Here is a 21,380-nt window from a genome sequence, read left to right on the forward strand (position 1 = left end):
AATCTCTGCATAACCCCCAAAATTTGCGATAATACCAGCGTCATCCATTTTACTCGGAACAGTGTATGAGCCAACTCACCTTTGCCGAAGCGGAATACCAAAATAAAAAGCGCAAAACCCGCCGCTAGCTGTTCCTTAAAAAATGGATGCACTGATCCCGTGGGTAAAGCTGGAGAAAAAGCTACGTAAATACTATCCAAAAGGCGAGAACGGGAATCCACCTTACCCGCTACCAATCATGCTTCGCGTACACTGCCTACAGTTGTTTTATAACCTCAGCGACCCCGCAATGGAAGATGCCTTATACGAAATTGAATCCATGTGCCGCTTCGCTGGTCTGCGTTTATCTGATCGCTTACCTGATGAAAGCACGATCCTGCGTTTCCGTCATTTCTTAGAGCGCTACAAGCTGGGCCAAGTCATTTTCGACACGGTGAATACTCAGCTTAACCAACAAGGCCTGCTGATGCGAGAAGGCACCATTGTGGATGCCATCATTATTGCCGCGCCGACCTCAACGAAAAATCAAGACGGTAAGCGAGACCCCGAGATGCACCAGACCAAGAAAGGCAATCAATGGCACTTCGGTATGAAGATGCACATAGGTGTGGGCGATACCCTTGGCCTTATCCATAGCGTGACGACAACGGCCGCAAATACCCGTGACATCATCGCTACGGAGACACTATTACATGGCGAAGAACAACGTGTTTGGGGTGATGCGGGTTATACCGGTATTCACAAGCGTGAGGAGTTTAAAGAACACGACGTTGATTGGCGTATAGCCTTACGGCCAAGCACTCGTGCCAAATTGGCAAACGGTCTGCAGGAATTATTCGAGCACATGAAGGCGAGTGTTCGCGCCAAGGTTGAACACCCGTTCCGTACAATCAAACAGCAGTTCGGATAGAGCAAAGTGCGCTATCGCGGTCTGGCGAAAAATACGAATCGCCTCTATGTCTTGTCGGCGTTTACGAACCTGCTGAGAGCAGAGAAATATCACCCTTCCTAGGGAAGGTGCGCCTGTAAGCAGCAAAAATGCTACTTACAGGCCAAAACGAGGGGCGGAATTTTGTGTTTCGCCGCTTAATGGACATGAAAATTGATATTTTGTGAAAACAGAGCGGTTCTGCAGACCTTCCCTAATTTGCAGCGCCTTAGAGAACTCGCTGCTACAGAGCGGCTGTTGCTGTCTAGCGTCTGCGTCAGTGATCAGGCGGCAATGCAAGCGTGGGCGAATCAGGTAAACAAACATTTTGGCGAGGTCGATGGCGTAATCAATAATGCCGGTGTGGCGCCCAGCTGTCATGCGAGTGATCAGCCCCGGGAGCAAATGGACTGGCTGTTTAATATTAATTTCTGGGGCGTGGTTAGCGGTGTAGAAGCCTTTCTGCCGGAATTAATGCGCCGCCCAGAGGCTTGCATTGTTAATATCTCGTCGTTGTTTGGCTTGCTGTCGGTACCTTCGCAGTCGGCCTATAATGTGGCGAAAGCTGCCGTGAGGGGCTACTCGGAATCGCTGAGGCAAGACCTGCGAGAGACCCGAATAAAAGTGGTGACGGTTCACCCTGGCGGTATTCAGACCAATATTGCCAATAATGGTCGCCAATTGTATTCGATTACCGGCAATGCCGCTGATGTCGATAAAACGGCGGCACTGCTCAATAGCATAGCGGCAACGAGCCCTGGGCAGGCTGCTAAGAAAATAATGTTGGGGATGCGGAAATCTACGTCACGGGTTTTGATTGGCAGCGACGCGTGGTTTTTAGACAAAATTCAGTGCCTGTTTCCCGCTTGCTTGTGCCGGTGATGACGGTCGGCACACGCATGGTTTTAAAGCGGGTTTGAATGTTATTCTTTGCTTGTTATCGCGTAAGGCAGTTCAGCGACAGTGAGCAGCGCTAAATTGTTGGCAAAATGAATTTCGCCACTTGCCACTGCGTCTTCAGTTAACACTGCGAGCAGCTCGCTATGCTGGTTGCCGCTTACCATGCTCACTAAATTGCCAATACTCTGTTCAGCTTCACCACCAAATAATTCAGTGCCGGGGGGATAATTCAGCCCGCTTGCTGGGAGTGCTGCTTTATAAAGGCGACGTTTGAGCTTGCCGCGATATTGCATGCGAGCAACAACTTCCTGTCCGGTATAGCAGCCTTTGCTAAAGCTGACGCCGCCAATAACTTGGTAATTCAGCATTTGCGGAATAAACATATCTTGGCTGCTTGCGCAGACTTCGCCAATGCCCGCTGCGATATTAAGGGCCTCCCAGTAATCTGCGCCACAAATGTCGGCTGTGGGACTGAGCTGTTGCCAAATACTAATGGCGTGTTCACACAGGCCCCAGTATTCAAATCGCTCGCCGGCCTCGTCGAGTTGCACAATAATACCTTTGTCGCTGCTGATCTGGGCCATGGCTTTACTTGGTAGTTCGTTAAAGATGGTCTGTAAATCTTGGCGCGCAGATTTGCCGCTGATACCGATGGCGACACGCTCATCACTGGCGTTACGAATTTTGGCTTTGGAGAAGACAATGTATTTGCCAAGGGTGTCACGGCCGCTGTCCGCGGTGTCGGCGCGCAAGCGTAATAGTGCCGCTTCCGGTGATGCCATACCGGCAATAAAGCTGATGACCATGCGGCCTTTGATATTGCAATAGCTTCCCAGTGATGCCTGTTCGGTGCTGATTGCTCGCCAGTCGCAGGTGGTTTGCCCCTGTAAGAATTTACTGCAATCGGGGCCTTCTATGGCGAGAAAGCCGTATTGGCTTAAGGGGCTGAGCTGCAACCCCCGCTCGGCACTAGGGCGTGGCTGGCGATTTTGATTGCTGGCTTGCCAGTAGCAAGCGCTAAAATAGCTGTCAGGGTAGGTTTTGCTTATGTGCTGCCAAAATGTGTTCATAGTGTCTCAATGATAAAACGGTCGAGATTAAATACCTTACTGGGCGTACTGCTGTGTGCTGACCGCAGATTGACGCTATAATACGCCTTTTGCGCGCGGTTAGCTCAGCGGGCAGTGACGTAGTGGAAAATAATGGTTTCGGAAAACGAGTTCAAGCGAATTTGCTGGGCCTGCCGTCGTGGCATGCTGGAATTGGATCTGGTCATGGAGCCTTTTGTACAAAGGCGCTTTCGGGGTCTCGACAAGGGGGATCAGCAGCGTTTTATTAAATTGCTTGAGTGCGAAGACACCGAGCTCTTTAGTTGGTTTTTGGGTCGGGTAGAGCCTGAGGATCCTGAACTCGCTAAAATTGTCCATATTATCAATGCGCACGCCAAAGCCGCTGCATCTTGAGTTAAAGCCTTCACGCTGTTTGGCTGTATATTTAGCGTTTGTGCACGGCTCGGTCGGCTGGGTGTTTGTTGCGATTTTGCCAGTGGGTTGGGCACTGCTTGGCTTGTCTTTTGTTGCCTTTAGTGCGTTGTACTACTGGCGATATTCGGTCGCGCTGAGGGGCCCGCGTGCGGTTACGCAATTGTTGTTTACCGCAAACAGCTGGCGAGTGAGCCGTGTTGCTGCATTAGATAATGAGCTTGTGGAATGGTGTGATGCGGTAATTTTGCCGTATATGTTGGTACTGCGATTTCGAGATAGGGGTGGGCGACGCTTTAGTGTCTTGATTGTAGCCGACCAAGTAGCCCCGCATACTTTTCGGCGCATGCGGGTCATAGCGCGCTTTGCGCGTCTACCGAACAACGATAGTCAGTCTGCCTTGCGGTAATTATCTGGGACGAGGATTGTGTTTTCGGGGATTTCTAAGGTCTCAGGGTAGTCTAGGGTGAAATGCAAGCCTCTGCTCTCTTTGCGTTCCATGGCGGAGCGAATGATTAATTCGGCGACCATTGCTAAATTGCGCAGTTCGAGCAAATCGTTGCTGACTTTGTAGTTTGAGTAATATTCGTCGATTTCTTGCTGGAGCAGGGCTGCGCGATTGAGCGCGCGCTGGAGGCGCTTGTTGGTGCGCACAATACCCACGTAATCCCACATAAAGCGGCGTAGTTCGTCCCAATTGTGAGATATTACCACGTCCTCGTCTGAGTCAGTAACTTGGGACTCATCCCACGGCGGGGCAATTTGAGGTGACGGTAGGCTGGCTAGCTGAGTTTGGATGTCTTTGGCGGCAGACGCGCCGTAAACAAAGCATTCCAGCAGCGAGTTGCTGGCCAAGCGATTGGCGCCGTGTAAGCCTGTAAATGAAGTCTCCCCAATCGCATAAAGGGCGGGGATGTCTGTCCGGCCGTTTTGGTCAACCATCACGCCGCCGCAAGTATAGTGGGCTGCTGGAACCACCGGAATTGGCTCGCGGCTAATATCAATGCCTAATTCAAGGCAGCGAGCTTTGATGGTAGGGAAATGTTCGAGCAAGAACTCTGACGACTTATGACTGATGTCGAGGTAGACGCAGTCGCTACCGAGGCGTTTCATCTCGTGGTCAATGGCCCTTGCGACCACGTCGCGGGGGGCGAGCTCACCGCGTTTGTCGTAGCGAAACATAAAGCGCTCGCCATTGGCAGAGAGTAATTTACCGCCTTCGCCGCGAATGGCTTCGGTAATTAAAAACGATTTTGCTTTGGGGTGATAAAGGCAAGTCGGGTGAAATTGGTTGAACTCCATATTGGCGACGCGACAGCCGGCGCGCCACGCCATGGCAATGCCGTCACCACTGGCGCCGTCAGGATTACTGGTATAGAGGTAAGCCTTATTTGCGCCGCCGGTGGCCAATACAACTACTTTGGCGTGGAACAATCCGACGTGGCCGCTGTCTCTATTGAGCACATAAGCGCCGTGGCAGCGATTGTTGCGCATGACTAGGTCGACAGCGACGTGGCTGGTGAAGATTTCAATATTGGGGTTCTCGACAGCGCGCTGGGTCAGTGTTTCTGATACGGCTCGGCCGGTGGCGTCCGCGGCGTGAATGATACGGCGCTGACTGTGGCCACCTTCTCGGGTAAGGTGGAAGGTATCGCTGTGTTGTTCGAAACGACTGAATTGCACGCCTTGGGATAGCAGCCACTTTATGCTGTCACTACTATTTTGAACGGTGAAGCGCACGCTGTCTTCGTGACAGAGCTGGGCGCCGGCGATGAGCGTGTCGTTGACGTGGGCGTCGACAGTGTCACCGTCGTGAAGTACGGCGGCAATGCCGCCCTGGGCCCAATAAGTGGAGCCTGCGTTGAGCTCGCCTTTGCAAATGACAGCAACGCGTGCACTGGCGGCAAGGTGTAGGGCCAGAGTGAGACCTGCAGCGCCGCTGCCTACCACCAAAACATCGTGGGAATGGTAATGGTTCATGCCCGGTATTTGCTCCTGCAACTGTGCGGCTATATTATGCCGCTCGGGATGTGAATTGGCGCAAAGTATACTGTTACACCGCCGCCTTACCAATATTTGCCTGCAGCTTGGCCGCATAAAAGGGTTTAACTGCCAAAAAGGGATACGATGACAGAACTTCTTCTGACCACTACGGTCTATTTGATACATGCTGCCGAAGGGCTGACGGTGAGCAAGCATGGCCCAGTCTAAAGAAACGGATCAGCAGCTGGTTGAGCGAGTGCAAAAGGGCGATAAGCGCGCTTTTGATCTTCTTGTACTCAAATACCAGCATAAGATTTTTGGTTTAATTTCACGCTATGTGAAGGATAACGACGAAATTCAAGATGTCGCTCAGGAAGCTTTTGTAAAAGCGTATCGGGCGCTGCCAAAATTTCGTGGTGACAGCGCCTTTTATACTTGGTTGTACCGGATTGCTATTAATACGGCAAAAAATTATCTAGTCGCGCGTAACCGTCGCCCCCCTGGGGTAGATGTTGATGCGGCGGATGCGGAGTATTTTGATGGCCCTTCGGCTCTTAAAGATATTGAAACACCCGAGAACCACCTATTTGGTGAAGAGCTAAAAAAGGTAGTGCAAGGTGCAATTAAAGCATTGCCTGAAGATTTACGTTCGGCCTTGAGCTTGCGCGAGTTTGACGGTCTGAGCTATGAAGATATTGCATCGGTCATGGACTGTCCGGTGGGTACGGTTCGGTCGCGAATTTTTCGTGCTCGAGAGGCGGTGGATATGCGGATTAAGGCCCAGATTGGTGGTGAAGAGGTGGAAATATGAGCGATATCATTAGAGAGTCACTGTCAGCATTGATGGATGGCGAAGCCAGCGAGCTTGAGTTGCGGCGAATTCTTAGTGCGGATCAAAATGAAATTCGCCAAGATTGGGCTGAGTTGCATCGCGGCCAAGATCTCCTGAAGGGTAATGATCAGCATTTTGTTGGCTGGGATATTTCATCGCGGGTGATGGCTGAAATTGAAAATGATCAGTACGTTGCCGATTCGACTAGCTGGAAGCAAGTGATTTCCGGGCTAGCTATTGCGGCCAGTGTCGCCACGGTGGTGGTGGTTGGGTCGGTGGGAAGCAGTATTTTGGGTGGCGATGCGCCTAAAATTGCTGACAACAATGGGCTTGGCGGTCGGGTGTATCCCGCGCAGGCCAGTCCTGCAGTGGGGGGTGTGGCAGTTAATGCGCAGGCGCAAGGCTCTCCAGCCGGTTTGCTGCTGAATGACGACGCCGAAGCCCGCAAACGTTTTGAAGCCTATTTGCGCAAGCATACGGATCGTGCGGCCTTTAATAATGGCCAGGGAATGGTGTCTTATGCGCGAGTTGTGTCTCAGGAGTCCAAATAGCGTGAGATTGCGGTTTGCTATCGTTGCGATGAGTTTAATGTTTGGCAGTGCCTATGTGCTGAGTTCAGAGCCCAGTGCTGAAGCGGGTAGTGATTTACTCAATAAGATGACCCACAGCCATCGCGAGCTTAATTACCGGGCAATAGTTAGCTATCAAGTGGGTGATCAGCTTAGTAGTTACCGAATAACCCACATCGTTCGCGATGGTAAAGAGTTTGAATCTCTTGAGTCGCTGGATGGCAGTCATCAGGACTTGGTCTATCACGGCCATGATGTTAACTGCGTGCATCCAGGTCCTCAGTTAATTCGCTTGTTTAGTGGCGATGAAGAACAAGGGTTCTATCGGTATTACGATCTTGAGGTGAAAGGCGCGGCCCGCGTTGCTGGGCGCGAGGCGATAAATTTGATGATTCGCCCTCGAGATGTCTACCGTCTTGGTTACAAGTTGTCCCTCGATAAGGAGACTGGGCTGTTGCTGCGTTCGGATATAGTCAACCAGCAAGGCAAAGTTTTAGAGCGTTTTCAGTACGTTATGCTAAATTTAAATATTTCGGCAGACGCACCCGTGGTCGAGGACGCTAAAGAAGTTCAGCATCGCGATAATAGAGTCGGTGATGCGGCATTGCAGGTATCGCGGCGTACTTGGCAACCAAATTGGATCCCCGCAGGCTTTACCTTGGCGCAATCTGAAAACAATGATGAAGCAGGAATGACCTATACTGATGGTTTGGCGGTAATGTCCGTTTTTGTTGAACCTTTGATCGAAGCGGCCGATGGTTCTCCGGCGATTGTTGAAGGTGGCATGCGGCGGGGCGCTTCGGTGAGTTACACGGTCGCTTTCCCTGAGCAAGGCAGTTTTGCTACGGTGGTGGGTGAAGTGCCTATGTTAACAGCTAAACAGGTTGCTAAATCCCTAAGCTGGGCAGCGCAGTGATTACGGAGACTGGTCGGGTTGTAGGCATCGACTCTGGGGCTCTGTGGGTTGAAACTGTACAGCGCAGTACCTGCAGTAGTTGCAGTGCGCAAAAGGGTTGTGGTCAGGGCTTAATGAACAAGGCCTTTGATGGGCGACGCAATCAAGTGCGGGTGATGCTGCAAAATCAGTGTGCAGACGATTTTAACTTAGATGACCAAGTCGAGATTTGTATACCTGAGCGCGCCTTAGTAGGCGGTGCGATGTTAGTATATTTGCTGCCCTTGCTGACTATGTTGATTTCGATGGCAGTGATTAGTCAGTTTATTGCTGGTGATGTTGCCGCGGCGTTCGGGGCCTTGTTCGGATTTGTCGGTGGTTTAGTGGCGTTGCGGACACACTCTCAGATAAATCGCAATAATCCTGTATACCAGCCAACCGTTTTGACAAAAAAGCCGGCGTCTGGTTCGCAGCGGGTCGTCGTATTAAATTCCCTCCACTCTGTTTGAGTCTATTCATAGCTTAGACCCCCGGCTTTGCGCTACAATCGCGCCCCTGAATTTTTATCATTTTTGTTGCCCTGAGGTATAAAGCGAGCGTGTCTAGTCTCGATTTGATTCGTAATTTCTCTATTATCGCCCACATTGACCATGGTAAATCGACCTTAGCGGATCGTTTTATACAAACCTGTGGTGGATTAACCGAGCGTGAAATGTCCGCCCAGGTCCTCGATTCAATGGATATTGAACGGGAGCGCGGGATTACGATAAAAGCCCAGTCGGTAACCTTAAATTACCTTGCTGACGATGGTAAAACCTACCAGCTCAATTTCATTGACACGCCTGGTCATGTCGATTTTTCTTATGAAGTTTCGCGTTCCTTGGCGGCTTGTGAAGGTGCGTTGCTGGTCGTCGACGCGGCGCAGGGCGTAGAAGCCCAGTCGGTAGCGAACTGTTATACCGCGATAGAGCAGGGCCTCGAGGTCTTGCCAATTCTTAATAAAATGGATCTGCCTCAGGCCGACCCCGATAAAGTAAAACATGAAATTGAAGAAATCATTGGGGTTGATGCGTCAGAGGCCGTGCCGGTATCGGCAAAATCGGGAATGGGTATTCACGAAGCGCTGGAGCATTTGGTGGCTAAGATACCGCCGCCCGTCGGCGATACTGAAGCCCCCCTGCAAGCACTCATCATCGACTCTTGGTTTGATAATTACCAAGGTGTTGTGTCTCTTGTTAGAGTGAAAAATGGCACCCTCAAACGCGGTGATAAAATCATTAGCAAAACCCTGGGTAAGCCGCAGATTGTTGATGTAGTTGGTATATTTACACCTAAACAGACGTCTACAGGGATTCTGAAAGCCGGTGAAGTAGGATTTATTATCGCCGGCATTAAAGATATTCTCGGCGCACCGGTAGGGGACACCTTTACCCATGCCTCTACCCCCAATGTGCCTGCTTTACCGGGTTTTCAAAAGGTGAAGCCGCAGGTTTACGCTGGTCTATTTACGGTGTCGACCGAGGATTACGAAGATTTTCGTGATGCGCTTAGCAAGTTAACTTTAAACGACGCGTCTTTGTTTTATGAGCCAGAGAGCTCCGACGCATTGGGTTTTGGCTTCCGCTGCGGTTTCCTTGGCACTTTGCATATGGAAATCATTCAAGAGCGTCTTGAGCGGGAATACAATTTAGACCTGATTACCACTGCGCCGACCGTTATCTATGAAGTGCTAAAGAAAAATGGTCAGATCGTGATGGTCGATAACCCCTCATCTATGCCTGATCCTGGTGAGCTAGAAGAGACTCGCGAGCCCATTGCGAGAGTGAATATTCTTGTGCCTCAGGAACATTTAGGTAATGTCATTAGTTTGTGTGCCTCTAAACGCGGCGTTCAAAAAGATATGCAGTTTTTAGGGCAGCAAGTGTCACTTAATTGGGAAATTCCGATGAGTGAGGTTGTACTCGACTTTTTTGACCGTTTAAAATCGGTAAGCCGTGGCTTTGCCTCATTAGATTATAGTTTTGAGCGATTCGAGGCTGCTAATCTTGTTAAATTGGATATATTGATTAATGGCGATCGCGTTGACGCGCTAGCCATGATTGTTCATAGGGATGTCGCTCAAAGCCGAGGCCGTGCATTGGTGGAAAAAATGCAGGAATTGATTCCGCGGCAAATGTTCGATGTGGCGATCCAGGCGGCGATTGGCGGCCAAGTTATTGCTCGGCAAACGGTGAAGGCTTTGCGTAAAAACGTGACCGCAAAATGTTACGGTGGTGACGTGTCGCGTAAGCGCAAGCTGTTAGAAAAACAAAAAGCGGGCAAAAAGCGCATGAAGCAGGTGGGTAATGTTGAAATCCCTCAGTCAGCGTTTTTGGCTGTGCTCAATATTGATGGTTAAAGGAAACTAGCCGCATGGTAAATTTGATTTTAATCTCGGTCGCGGCGCTTTCTATAGTCGTATGGTTAGTCCAAGAAGTAAAAGGCCGCCGCCAGATACAGCAGGCCTTGCAGTGGTGCTCAGAAAAGCGCACCGCGAGCGATGCGGCTACTTTGCGTCAACAGGCCTTGCCCGGCTGGATCGAGTGGAGCTACCGGCTGGTCTTGTTGGGCTGGTTTGTATGGATTGCCAGCGTGGTGCTGATTAAGGACGGGGACTTTGCCCTGGCTTTAGTGGTGTTAACGATTATTGCCGGCATCATTGGTGGGCTTGACCGCTTTGTCTTTGAAAAGGCTCGTCAAGCCTACGTCAGCGCTGGCAACGTCGCGGTCTATATCACCTATTTTATTAAAAAAGACCAAGATTCACTTAAACATGAATTTGCTGGGCCCTTGCCGATTGCTGAAAACGCACGGTCATTCTTTCCGGTACTTTTAGTGGTTTTGGTTTTGCGCTCTTTTGTGATTGAACCCTTTCAAATTCCTTCTGCATCAATGGTGCCGAGTTTGGAGGTGGGCGATTACATACTGGTAAACAAATTCAACTACGGTTTGCGTTTGCCGGTATTGGGTACCAAAATTTTTGAGGTTGGGGAGCCAAAACGTGGCGATGTAATGGTGTTTTTCCCGCCAAATGATAAGCGATACTTTATTAAGCGGGTAATCGGTTTACCCGGCGATGAAATTCGCTATATAAACAAACAGCTCTATATTAATGATGAGCTAGTGCAGCAAACCGTGCTGGCCGAAGTGCCGCCGCTGCAGCCAATTACTCAGGTTATTAAAGAGCAATTGGATAATGTTGACCATTTAGTACACCACGATAAGCGAATTTATCGTGGTGATTTTGTCACCACCGTTAAGCCTGGTCATTACTTTATGATGGGTGATAATCGTGACAATAGCAGTGATAGTCGAGTGTGGGGACAGGTGCCGGAGCAAAACATAGTCGGTCAGGCCTTTGCTATATGGATGCATTGGCAGTCCTTTAATGATTTACCCAGTTTTAGTCGCGTAGGCCGCATACGCTAATATAGGAAATAGTCATGAAAGCAAAACAGCAAGGTATGAGTATGCTCTCCGCGCTGTGCGTGTTGGGCGTGGTCTTGTTTTTTGCCACTCTGGCCGTACGCTTGGCGCCAATCTACCTGGATTATTGGACGCTCAGCCGTATTATTACGGATATAACGGAAGAATCTCGCACCAGCGATGCGACGCCGGCCTCGGTTAGAAGAGAGCTGTCGAATCGGTTCATCACTAACCGGGTAGAGTCAGTAGACTTGAAAGACATTAAAATTAGCAGCGATAAAACAGGTATTATCATCGATGCTCGATATGAGAAAAGGGTACCCATTATGTTCAATGTTGACGCCGTGGTGCACTTTGACGACGCTCAGTTTCTTGTGCCTCGGACTTGAGTTTGGCTAGTTTAGACGAAGTTTGCCAGAAAATTGGCTATCATTTTAAGGATAGCGAGTTATTGACGATGGCGATGACCCATCGCAGTTTTAGCGCGGTGAATAATGAGCGAGTCGAATTTTTAGGTGACTCGCTACTTAATATGATTATTGCCGAAGCCTTGTATCTTCGTTTTCCGGATGTTGATGAGGGCGATTTAAGCCGAATCCGCTCGCTACTCGTCAGTGGCAAGACCTTGGCTACGGTCGCCGTGGAATTTGAATTAGGTCGTTTCTTACGCCTGGGCGCGGGTGAAAAAAACAGCGGCGGGCAGCGCCGAGCCTCAACACTAGCGGATGCGGTTGAGGCTCTTATTGGTGCAATTTATTTAGAATCTGGCTTTGATGTGTGTCGGGAAAGGGTGTTAGCGTGGTTTGCACCCCGATTAGCATCTCTGAACCCGGAGGTTAGCCATAAAGACCCAAAGACGCGGTTGCAGGAATTTTTACAAGGGCGTAAACAACCTTTGCCAGATTATCAGCTGGTTGAAACTGCTGGTGCTGATCATCAGCAGACCTTTATTGTGTCTTGCTCAATTAGTCTATTAAAATCGTCTGTTTCCGCCTCTGGAAGTAGTCGTCGTAAAGCTGAACAAGCCGCCGCCGAAAAGGTGTTGTTGGCATTAAAGGAAATAGAATGAGTTCGAGTGGAGAAGATACACAGTGGGGACCACAGCGCTGCGGCTTTGTGGCCATTATCGGTCGTCCCAACGTCGGTAAATCGACTTTGCTTAACCATATTCTCGGGCAGAAGCTCAGTATTACCTCGCGCAAACCCCAGACTACACGTCATCAGGTTTTGGGTATTAAGACCGAAGGTGAGGTCCAGGCGATCTATGTCGACACTCCAGGGATGCACATAAAAGAAGAGAAGGCCCTAAATCGCTACATGAATAAAACCGCGAGTGCGGCGATTAAAGATGTTGATTTAATTCTATTCTTGGTTGATCGCGATCGCTGGACTGACGACGATGAAATGGTGTTAAGAATTCTCGAAAATGCGCGTAGTCCCGTCGTTCTGGTTATTAATAAGGTAGATCGACTGGATGAAAAAGGTCAGCTGCTGCCATTAATCAGCGAATTACAGCGTAAATACAAATTTGCGGATGTCGTGCCTGTGTCTGCATTGCAGGGTCATAATCGCGAAGAGTTGGAAAAGGTGATCGCGCGCTTCTTGCCTGAAAACGACCATATGTATCCTGAGGATCAAATAACCAACCGCAGCGAGCGATTTTTGGCGGCAGAGTTGGTGCGGGAAAAAATTATGCGTCAGCTAGGGGAAGAGATACCCTACTCAATGACCGTAGAAATTGAAGAGTTTAGCGAATCTCCGCGTTTACTCGAGATCAGTGCATTGATTTTGGTTGAGCGCGACGGCCAGAAAAAGATCATAATTGGTGAAGGTGGTAGTCGCCTTCGTCAAATTGGTACTGAGGCCCGTAAAGACATGGAGCGCGCTTTTGATAATAAAGTCATGCTGCGCCTGTGGGTTAAGGTGAAGTCTGGCTGGTCAGACGACGAGCGTGCTTTACGTAGCCTAGGCTATACCGATATTAATTTGAAGTAAGCTATGAATCGCGTTGATGGCGAAGCGTGTTTTGTTCTGCATATTCGACCATACCGCGATACTAGCGCCCTGGTTAATTTCTTTAGCCCTAACTACGGCCGTTTCACCTGCGTTGCCAAGGGCTTGCGTGGTGGTAGATCGAGGCAGTCCTGGCGAGCAAATCTGCAGGCTTTTAACTTGGTGTCAGTCAGTTGGCAGGGGCGAAGTGAGTTAAAATCCCTTGTCGATGTACAGCATCAGGCTAGCTACAGCTTACAGGGCAGGGCCTTGTTTTGTGGTTTGTATGTTAATGAGCTGCTTGAGCGCCTCCTGCATCAACATGACCCCCAAGCCGACATTTTTGTGTTATATACTCAATGTTTGACGCGGCTTATTGGTGGTGTGAAACTCGAAGAAAGTCTTCGGCGTTTTGAGTTTGGCTTATTGGAAAAGCTGGGCTACGGATTAAACTTTACCCACTGCAATCGTTCCGGCAAGGCATTTAACCCTGATAGATTTTATTTTTTTCATCCTGACGAAGGCTTAATATTGGCTGACGAAGAGGTGGCGGCGTCGCAATTTTCCGGCGAGGTCTTGTTACAGCTGGCTAGTGGCGATTTTAGTGGCGACGCACAGTTGGCTGCAAAACGGCTCAGTAGATTAGCGCTGCATGGTTTACTTGGCAGTAAACCGCTGCGTAGTCGCGCACTATTTATGGCCGCAGTAAAAGTGGAGTAAGTGAGTTTTAGCTTTCGAATACGACATTGAGCTCGTGTCCGCCTTGCCATTGTAATAATTCGTCGATGGCGCCGATGACATTAACAACCGCATTATTAATTTCTTCGTTATTCTTAAGCGCCTGTTCAAGTTCGATAACACGGCGGTGTAAAATGGGTGTACCAGTGTAACAGCAGGCACCTTTGAGGCTATGGTTTACTACTGTCAGACTGCTAAGATCATGGTGCTGCTGGGCGACTATGAGCTCATTTTTACTATTAAGTAAACATTCTAAAAGCATCCCAAGCATTTCTGCCGCGAGAGCTGGCCGCCCCTTACTCAATTTTAAGCATTCTGAGATATCTACCGGGCGCGGTACTTCAATTTGGCTTGGTCCCACTAAATAGTTATGAAGAAACTCATCGAGTTGATACTCGGTAACCGGCTTGCTGAGGTAATCATTAATACCTGCTTCTCGCAATTGCAATGGGTTTTCCGGCGACAAATAGGCTGAGAGTGCAATGATGGGAGTTTCTTGGTTTTGACCATTGGCGCGAATGCGGCGGCTAGCTTCTATGCCGTCCATTTTGGGCATTTGAATGTCCATAAAAATAAGGTCAAAGCGCTGCTTTGCGCACTGCTCTACAGCCTCGCCGCCATCTTTGGCGTTGGTCGTAGTGACGCCTAAATCGCTTAAGAATCGATCTAAAATATGTAGGTTTGAGGGGTTGTCATCCACCGCTAAAATATTGATATTAGAATAGGAGGGCGCTTTGCTGCGCGCGGTGGCCTTTATTCCCCGGTTGAGTGCGTCAAATAATTTAATATGCGAGATGGGTTTGCTCAAGTAGTAATGCTGGTCACTCTCGTTAGGGTCGTGGGTATAGGGGCTTAGAATAATGGCCGAGCTATTTAGGCGCGTTATAAAATTCCCTGCGCGTTCATCATGGTTGTCAACACAGATTACGAGGTAATCGGCGTTGGCCTGCACATGATCAATATTATTGTAGTGACGAACGACCAGCCCCCAGCTATTGAAAAGCATTTTGAGCGAATTTGCATGCAATGGACTCGGATCATATAACTCAACAGATTTATTCTTAAGTGTGGTGAAATCACGTAATTTAATGGCATTGTGGGCAATCGGAAAGTTGATTGTAAACCAGAATGTAGTACCTTGCCCCAGCTCGCTTTCGATGCCGATTTCACCGCCCATTTGCTCAATTAAGCCTTTGACAATGACCAGTCCTAATCCAGTGCCACCGTATTGACGGGTTATCGAAGCGTCTGCTTGAGCGAAATCTTTAAATATTTTCTTTTGCTGTTCTTTGGATAGGCCAATTCCGGTATCGCTGACTTGGATAGTAACTGCGGCATGTTGTTCGTTGTGGTCACTGCTCAGAACGTTTATTAGAATATGGCCAGCTTGTGTAAATTTAATGGCATTATTAATTAGGTTAGTCAGGATTTGCTTTAAACGTAGGGCGTCAGCTAATACGGTTTTGGGGCATCCACGCTGGATCGTTAGAATCAATTCTAGCGATTTATCTGTGGCGCCAGGGGCGAGAATTTGTAAGGTGTCTTCAATAAGTTCGCGGAGATTGACTGGCGCGCTATCGAGCACTAATTTGCCCGCTTCGAGCTTTGAAAAGTCCAAAATGTCATTAATAATGGTTAACAGACTATTGGCCGAACTATTGATGGTTTCAATGGCTTCACGCTGACGAATTTCCAGCTCTGATTTCAGCAAAATATTGCTAAACCCAATGATGCCATTGAGTGGCGTGCGAATTTCGTGGCTGGTATTGGCTAAAAACTCCGATTTAATCCGGCTAGCATTGATCGCTTCACGTCTTGCTAGATCCAGTTCGATATTTTGAACTTCAACGGTTTCTAGGGTCTCTCGTAAATCGGTGTTGCTTTGTTCAATATTTCGCTGCAGTTCCTGTAGCTCGTTTTGCTGGGCATTATTGAGCAGGTTTAGCTCTTCGGCAATTTCACTGAATTCATCATTGCCCGGAATGTGCGCGTGGAAATTTTTGGGGCCGGTGGCCATGCGTCTCACAGTCTGACGCAGGGTGTTTAAGTCTCTGGTTAACAGCTGATTGATGTAGCTACATAGCAGGATACAGATAATGAAGGAACAGATTAAAAATACTGTGCCGATGAGTAGGGTTTGGTATTGCTGAATTTCAAGTTGCTGCCAGTTAAATTGCATCCCCACCCAGCCTAAGGGGGCCGCGTCATGTTCTGCGAGGCTAAATATGGGTTGCAGAATAAAAAGGCCGCCTTTTTCAAAGTACAATTGTGCTGTGGGGCTGCTTTGCACTATTTGTTCGTCAGGCAAGTTTGATCTAGGGCCAGCTTGGGCGATACGCTGTAATTTAGCGTTGTAAATCCCCACCGCTCTAACGGCTTGTTCCTCAAGCGCGGCCGTGGCAATTTGTTGTAAGGACTCGCCATGATCAGATGCCAGCATATGTTCGGCAATCATCGCGAGGTGCTCAATCGAGGTCTTTGCACGCGCGGTCATCATATTGCGTAATTCTTGAATTTGGCTGTACATAAGATAGGTACTGAGACCGAGAGATAGTGTCAGTACGGGCAGTAAGCCCATAATCAAGATTAGTTTTCGGATTCCGAAGCGCCTAGGCATTGCTTGGTGGAGCCTTCTGGGGTTGGAGTGGTATTATCATGACCGAAAAATACGACCGCTGCTATTATTGTGCAGAGAAAGCAACGCTGCAATGACGTAATTGGCAATGTGTACTTTAGCTGGCTTGCTAACGCAGAGGTCAGCGGTGTTTAGAGGTTTGAATCCCCATATGAAAGCGTTTCCAACGATTGATCAGTATATAGGTAACACGCCCTTAGTGCGGTTGCAGCGTTTGCCGGGCAATACGAGCAATACGATTTTGGTCAAGCTCGAAGGCAATAACCCGGCCGGTTCAGTTAAAGATCGTCCCGCGATGAGCATGATTGAACATGCTGAACAGCGCGGAGATATTGTACCCGGTGATACCCTGATCGAGGCCACTAGCGGCAATACGGGCATCGCGCTGGCCATGGCTGCGGCAATAAAGGGTTATAATATGATTCTTATCATGCCCAGCCATATGAGCGTAGAGCGTAAACTGGCAATGGCGGCCTATGGCGCCAAGCTAGTTGAGGTATCCCAAACCTCGGGGATGGAGGGGGCTAGGGATTTGGCGCTGGAGATGCAAGCGGCAGGTAAGGGCAAGGTCTTGGATCAGTTCGCTAATCTTGATAACCCCCAAGCGCATTACGATAGTACCGGCCCGGAAATCTGGCAGCAGACAGACGGCCGCATAACCCACTTTGTCAGCTCCATGGGCACCACGGGCACCATAATGGGCGTATCTCGCTATTTAAAGGAGAAAAACCCCAGTATTGAAGTCATAGGTCTACAGCCGGATGGCAGCTCAAGTATTCCGGGTATTCGGCGTTGGCCTGAGGCGTATTTGCCTAGTATCTATGACTCTGCGCGAGTTGATCGGGTTATTGATATGGACCAAGTGACGGCGGAAAACACAATGCGCGCGCTCGCGGCGCAAGAGGGGATTTTTTGTGGTGTGTCCTCGGGCGGCGCAGTGGCTGGGGCCTTGAGAATCAGTGAAAATCTTGAAAATGCGATTATCGTTGCAATTGTATGTGACCGAGGTGATCGTTACTTGTCAACGGGTGTGTTCGATGCCGCCTTGGCCAACTAGGTACACTGTAGTGTTCGAACTGCGTATGGTGGGAATCCATGGTTAAAGTAAGGGAAGATTTTCCACTCCTCGATGATGGCCGAGTGGATGTTGTGAGCTGGATTGCTCGGCTGCCGATGGACAGCCAGGTTGTTGATAGCGCGGAATTACAGCGGGCGCTTGCGGTTGCAGAGGCGTGTGCGGCATTGCCGACGCCTGAGCAGGCGCCAAAGGCCGAAGGGCTAAGTAGTTTTTTTACAGCGCTAGAAATGGTGGAAATTCTCGCTGATTTACACCTAGATCAAGATAGTTTGATTGCGGCGACCCTATTTAGGGCTGTGCGTGAAAGCCGCCTAAGTATGTTGGCATTGGAGCGAGATTTTGGTCGCCCTGTCGCAAAGTTGGTAGATGGTGTCTTGGGCATGGCAGCGATTTCGCGGGTCAACGCTGAATTAGACGCCCCGGTGCTCGGTCAGTCCGAGGCGCAAAGTGAAACCATCCGTAAAATGCTGGTAGCACTGGTCGACGATGTCCGCGTAGCGCTTATCAAGCTTGCCGAACGCACCTCGGCAATAAGAGCGGTAAAAAACAAACCAGAAAAACGCTACCGAGTTGCCAGGGAAGTGGCGGATATCTATGCGCCGCTAGCGCATCGTCTGGGAATTGGGCACATTAAATGGGAGCTGGAAGACCTTTCGTTTCGCTATCTGCAGCCTTTGGCCTATAAAAAAATTGCCAAACTTCTGGATGAGAAACGCTTAGACCGTCAGCATTATATTGAACATGCCATAACTATGTTGGAAGAGGCATTAGCTGCCGACAATATCCAGGCCGATATTGCTGGGCGAGCGAAACATATTTACAGTATTTGGCGAAAAATGCAGCGCAAGGGTATCGGTTTTTCCCAAGTATACGATATACGCGCTGTTCGCTTGTTAGTCCCGGATACAAAGTCGTGCTATGCCGCATTAGGTTTAGTGCATGGCCTTTGGCGTAATATTCCCAACGAGTTTGACGACTATATTGCCAATCCCAAGGAAAATGGTTATCGCTCCCTGCACACGGCCGTTATTGGGCCCGATGGTAAAGTGCTGGAAATACAAATTCGTACTCGGGCCATGCACGAGGAAGCAGAGTTTGGTGTGTGTTCGCACTGGATGTATAAGGGCGCCGATAAAAGTGCAAAAAGCAATAATAGCTACGACGAAAAAATCGCGTGGCTACGTCAGGTCCTTGATTGGCATGAGGAGAGTGGCAGTAGCAGCGATGTCGCAGAGCAGTTTACCCATACTCAAGATCGTGTTTACGTTTTTACGCCAGACGGCCATGTGGTCAACTTGCAAAACGGCGCGACTCCATTGGATTTTGCCTACCATATTCACACTGAGGTAGGGAATTGTTGCCGCGGCGCCAAGGTAAATGGGCGGATTGTGCCGCTCACCTATACCTTAAAGACGGGTGAACGAGTCGAAATTTTAACGGGTAAAGACAGCGAGCCCCGTCGAGATTGGCTGCAGAGTAACTTGGGCTACCTCAAAACATCGCGCGCGCGAACTAAGGTTCAGCATTGGTTTCGATTACAGGCAAAAGAAGACAATATTCTTGCCGGTCGCGCGTTGTTGGAAAAAGAATTCAAGCGCTTGGCCTTGAACAGCATAGATTACAAATACCTCGCTGACCTAATGCACTGCGCAAGTGTCGAAGATATGTATGCGTCGGTAGGTGCTGGTGAGATTAGCACTTTCCAGTTAATTAAAGCCGCCCATAATTTGGCGGGTAGGGATGAGGATAACCAGCAGTCGGCCCTCAGATTGCGGGCGCCTAGTACCAAAAGTAGCGACGGTAGTCAGATACGTATTAGTGGGGTGGGCAACTTACTGACTAATTTTGCTCAGTGTTGCAAGCCTCTGCCCGGTGAAGCGATAGCGGGTTATATTACCGCTGGCCGAGGGGTGAGTGTGCATTTACAAGATTGCAAAAAGCTATTGCAGTTACAGAGTGTCGAGCCGCAACGTATTATCGCGGTGGACTGGGCAGACACTCAGATTGAAACCTACCCTGTGGACATTGAACTAGAAGCCTATGATCGGCAGGGTTTGCTGCGGGATATTACTTCGCAATTAGCCACCGAGAAGGTCAATGTTCTGTCCATGAGCACGGTTACCGATAAGGCCAACCACATGGCCACGATGAATATTCGCTTGGAAATTCGCGATCTTGCGACCTTATCCGATTTATTCAATCGACTTAACGGTTTGCCTAACGTTGTGGCTGTGCGCCGAATTAGAGAGAATTAATTTTGGCTTATAGTATTAGCGATTTACAGTATCTAATGGCGAGACTGCGGAATCCCGATACCGGCTGTCCTTGGGATTTAAAGCAAACATTTACGAGTGTGGTGCCTCACACGCTTGAAGAAGTGTATGAGCTAGTTGATGCTATTGAACAAAATGATAGCGATCAAATTCGCCAAGAGCTGGGTGATGTCTTATTTCAGATTGTCTTTTACAGCCAGCTTGCAGCGGAATCTGCCCAGTTTAGTTTTGCTGAAGTGGTAGACGGCATTGTTGCTAAATTGTTGCGACGCCACCCCCATGTGTTTCCGAGCGGAGAGTTGGATTCCGAGCGTAAGATTGATGCACCGGGCGACGAGGCCATTAAGGCGCGCTGGGAAGAAATAAAACAACAAGAGCGCGAACAAAAGTCTCAGCACAGCGCTATGGACGATGTGCCCCAGGCATTGCCGGGGCTAACCCGAGCAGCTAAGCTACAAAAAAGAGCCGCACAGCAGGGGTTTGACTGGCAAGAGCTGCAGCAAGTCATCAGTGCATTTCGAGCGGAAATAGACGAGCTTGAAGAGGCCATTGGCACGACTGATCTTAAGCAAATTGCCGATGAGATGGGGGACGTACTGTTTTCTGCTGTGAATGTGGCACGGCACCTTAATTTGGACGCTGAAGCGGTGACTCGCGGTGCCTGCGCTAAATTCGAGCGGCGGTTTCGTTTTGTTGAACAGCGCTGTGAAGAAACGGGGCTGATCGCGGCTAAGGGTCAGCATAATTCGCAAATGGAGTTGTTTTGGAATGAGGCAAAAGCGGCAGGTCTTTAGAGAAAAGACCTGCGTTGAGCTCAATGGCTCTCTTGATGCTTGTAGCGGTTAAGGTGTTTTTCAGTTAACGAGAGGTAACGGGGGGTAGGGCCAACGTCTTCGTACAAGGGGTCGCCTTGCTCGTCAGTGGCAACTACCTTAGTGCCTTGGCGGTAGGGCATAACGCTTTCCATCTCATCAAGGGCTGCACTTAACAAATCGGTGATTAACTCCTCTATATTTCGACGCGGGAAAAGCTCAGCCAAAGCATTTAACCGTGCGGCGTCTTTTATGGGTAGGCGAACCTCATAGCAGTCAGCGGTTAGTGTGCCGCTGGCAGTTTCTTCCCAAAGAGATAACAATTCTCGTACTTTCATAATGCGGTACCTGTCATCCAGGGGCAGCAAAAAATAGCCACCCATAAATAAATAATACCTACGAGAGGGGTATTTTTACTAGCATTATCGTTGTAAATACTATCCCTTATTGTGATGAATCTCTTTTTTGTATAGTTGTCGTTTTACACAGTCACAGCTCAAATTATCTTGTTGGTTGTGGGTGGATTGCCTAGTGTGGCCGGTATTTTTGAGAGAATTTAGGCCTAACTACCGGTATTTGTCCTTCCTCACGGCTTGCTTGGTGTAAAATAAGTATTTTCCACGCTTTCTGGCCTCGTCCTTTAGTCGTAGAGGTGCCGTAAGTCTTGTGTGCTGGGCGATTGCTGTGTATCGTTGTGCGCTTTTGCTGCGGCGGCCCCTACGGCGCAGGCTATAAATTGTAATTATTGGGGAGTTTCCCGCTATGCGCGTTATATTATTGGGCCCTCCTGGGGCAGGTA

General features: G+C 49.2%; 20 protein-coding genes and 1 pseudogene. 17 read left to right on the forward strand and 4 right to left on the reverse strand.

Annotated elements, in window-relative coordinates; all coding sequences use genetic code 11:
* Positions 1 to 65: 65 nt before the first annotated feature.
* A pseudogene (locus ABYP33_RS11200) lies at positions 66 to 1,012 on the forward strand (IS5 family transposase).
* 90 nt (positions 1,013 to 1,102) lie between these two features.
* Complete coding sequence (locus ABYP33_RS11205) at positions 1,103 to 1,810, forward strand: SDR family NAD(P)-dependent oxidoreductase (protein WP_373091004.1); 708 nt, start codon at positions 1,103 to 1,105, stop codon at positions 1,808 to 1,810.
* A gap of 41 nt (positions 1,811 to 1,851) precedes the next feature.
* Here the strand turns inward: ABYP33_RS11205 and ABYP33_RS11210 are convergent, their stop codons facing one another.
* Complete coding sequence (locus ABYP33_RS11210; RefSeq protein ID WP_373091005.1) at positions 1,852 to 2,898, reverse strand: folate-binding protein YgfZ; 1,047 nt, start codon at positions 2,896 to 2,898, stop codon at positions 1,852 to 1,854.
* A 132-nt stretch (positions 2,899 to 3,030) separates the two neighbouring features.
* Between ABYP33_RS11210 and ABYP33_RS11215 the strand changes: the two genes are divergently transcribed.
* Together ABYP33_RS11215 and ABYP33_RS11220 are read left to right on the forward strand one after the other, a co-directional pair.
* The gene (locus ABYP33_RS11215; RefSeq protein WP_373091006.1) at positions 3,031 to 3,291 is read left to right on the forward strand and encodes a succinate dehydrogenase assembly factor 2; all 261 of its coding nucleotides are present in this window, start codon (positions 3,031 to 3,033) and stop codon (positions 3,289 to 3,291) included.
* A gap of 19 nt (positions 3,292 to 3,310) precedes the next feature.
* Positions 3,311 to 3,718 carry a protein YgfX gene (locus tag ABYP33_RS11220; protein ID WP_373091007.1) on the forward strand — a complete coding sequence of 136 codons (408 nt, stop codon included), beginning with the start codon at positions 3,311 to 3,313 and terminating at the stop codon, positions 3,716 to 3,718.
* Here ABYP33_RS11220 and nadB read toward each other — a convergent pair.
* On the reverse strand, positions 3,700 to 5,289 hold the full coding sequence (gene nadB / locus ABYP33_RS11225) for an L-aspartate oxidase (RefSeq protein ID WP_373091009.1): 1,590 nt from the start codon (positions 5,287 to 5,289) through the stop codon (positions 3,700 to 3,702). The two genes, ABYP33_RS11220 and nadB, sit on opposite strands and share 19 nt — an antisense overlap.
* Before the next feature lie 217 nt (positions 5,290 to 5,506).
* On the opposite strand from nadB, the gene rpoE reads away from it, so the two are divergent.
* From rpoE to recO, 10 genes are all read left to right on the forward strand, one after another.
* The gene (rpoE, locus tag ABYP33_RS11230) at positions 5,507 to 6,103 is read left to right on the forward strand and encodes an RNA polymerase sigma factor RpoE (protein ID WP_373091010.1); all 597 of its coding nucleotides are present in this window, start codon (positions 5,507 to 5,509) and stop codon (positions 6,101 to 6,103) included.
* Positions 6,100 to 6,675: a sigma-E factor negative regulatory protein gene (locus ABYP33_RS11235; protein WP_373091011.1), complete on the forward strand. Its 576-nt coding sequence runs from the start codon at positions 6,100 to 6,102 to the stop codon at positions 6,673 to 6,675. Before rpoE ends, ABYP33_RS11235 begins: the two co-directional genes overlap by 4 nt.
* 1 nt (position 6,676) lies before the next feature.
* Positions 6,677 to 7,609: a MucB/RseB C-terminal domain-containing protein gene (locus ABYP33_RS11240; RefSeq protein ID WP_373091012.1), complete on the forward strand. Its 933-nt coding sequence runs from the start codon at positions 6,677 to 6,679 to the stop codon at positions 7,607 to 7,609.
* Positions 7,606 to 8,097, forward strand: coding sequence for a SoxR reducing system RseC family protein (locus ABYP33_RS11245; protein WP_373091013.1), 492 nt, complete (start codon positions 7,606 to 7,608; stop codon positions 8,095 to 8,097). The genes ABYP33_RS11240 and ABYP33_RS11245 overlap by 4 nt, the downstream gene beginning before the upstream one ends.
* 89 nt (positions 8,098 to 8,186) lie before the next feature.
* Positions 8,187 to 9,986 carry a translation elongation factor 4 gene (gene lepA, locus ABYP33_RS11250; protein WP_373091014.1) on the forward strand — a complete coding sequence of 600 codons (1,800 nt, stop codon included), beginning with the start codon at positions 8,187 to 8,189 and terminating at the stop codon, positions 9,984 to 9,986.
* A gap of 14 nt (positions 9,987 to 10,000) precedes the next feature.
* Positions 10,001 to 11,056 (forward strand): signal peptidase I, encoded by a 1,056-nt coding sequence (lepB, locus tag ABYP33_RS11255; RefSeq protein WP_373091015.1) that lies wholly within the window; start codon positions 10,001 to 10,003, stop codon positions 11,054 to 11,056.
* Positions 11,057 to 11,070: 14 nt separating this feature from the next.
* Positions 11,071 to 11,442: a DUF4845 domain-containing protein gene (locus ABYP33_RS11260; protein ID WP_008247385.1), complete on the forward strand. Its 372-nt coding sequence runs from the start codon at positions 11,071 to 11,073 to the stop codon at positions 11,440 to 11,442.
* Between the two features lie 2 nt (positions 11,443 to 11,444).
* On the forward strand, positions 11,445 to 12,122 hold the full coding sequence (rnc, locus tag ABYP33_RS11265; RefSeq protein WP_373091016.1) for a ribonuclease III: 678 nt from the start codon (positions 11,445 to 11,447) through the stop codon (positions 12,120 to 12,122).
* The gene (era, locus tag ABYP33_RS11270) at positions 12,119 to 13,048 is read left to right on the forward strand and encodes a GTPase Era (RefSeq protein WP_373091018.1); all 930 of its coding nucleotides are present in this window, start codon (positions 12,119 to 12,121) and stop codon (positions 13,046 to 13,048) included. The genes rnc and era overlap by 4 nt, the downstream gene beginning before the upstream one ends.
* 3 nt (positions 13,049 to 13,051) lie before the next feature.
* The gene (recO, locus tag ABYP33_RS11275; protein WP_373091019.1) at positions 13,052 to 13,765 is read left to right on the forward strand and encodes a DNA repair protein RecO; all 714 of its coding nucleotides are present in this window, start codon (positions 13,052 to 13,054) and stop codon (positions 13,763 to 13,765) included.
* Positions 13,766 to 13,772: 7 nt separating this feature from the next.
* Here recO and ABYP33_RS11280 read toward each other — a convergent pair whose 3' ends face one another.
* Entirely contained in the window at positions 13,773 to 16,400 is a 2,628-nt protein-coding gene (locus ABYP33_RS11280; protein WP_373091020.1) for an ATP-binding protein, read from the reverse strand.
* Positions 16,401 to 16,569: 169 nt separating this feature from the next.
* On the opposite strand from ABYP33_RS11280, the gene cysM reads away from it, so the two are divergent.
* Genes cysM through mazG form a run of 3 tightly spaced genes read left to right on the forward strand, consistent with a single transcriptional unit; the run spans position 16,570 to position 20,563 of the window.
* Positions 16,570 to 17,475 carry a cysteine synthase CysM gene (gene cysM / locus ABYP33_RS11285; RefSeq protein ID WP_373091021.1) on the forward strand — a complete coding sequence of 302 codons (906 nt, stop codon included), beginning with the start codon at positions 16,570 to 16,572 and terminating at the stop codon, positions 17,473 to 17,475.
* Between the two features lie 38 nt (positions 17,476 to 17,513).
* Complete coding sequence (gene relA, locus ABYP33_RS11290; protein ID WP_373091022.1) at positions 17,514 to 19,751, forward strand: GTP diphosphokinase; 2,238 nt, start codon at positions 17,514 to 17,516, stop codon at positions 19,749 to 19,751.
* A gap of 2 nt (positions 19,752 to 19,753) precedes the next feature.
* Positions 19,754 to 20,563: a nucleoside triphosphate pyrophosphohydrolase gene (gene mazG, locus ABYP33_RS11295; protein ID WP_373091023.1), complete on the forward strand. Its 810-nt coding sequence runs from the start codon at positions 19,754 to 19,756 to the stop codon at positions 20,561 to 20,563.
* Positions 20,564 to 20,583: 20 nt separating this feature from the next.
* On the opposite strand, the gene ABYP33_RS11300 is transcribed toward mazG, so the two are convergent.
* Positions 20,584 to 20,919 carry a type 1 pili tip component gene (locus tag ABYP33_RS11300; RefSeq protein WP_373091025.1) on the reverse strand — a complete coding sequence of 112 codons (336 nt, stop codon included), beginning with the start codon at positions 20,917 to 20,919 and terminating at the stop codon, positions 20,584 to 20,586.
* Positions 20,920 to 21,380 lie beyond the last annotated feature (461 nt).

It is taken from the genome of Zhongshania sp., assembly GCF_041584495.1.
Classification (GTDB): Bacteria; Pseudomonadota; Gammaproteobacteria; order Pseudomonadales; family Spongiibacteraceae; genus Spongiibacter.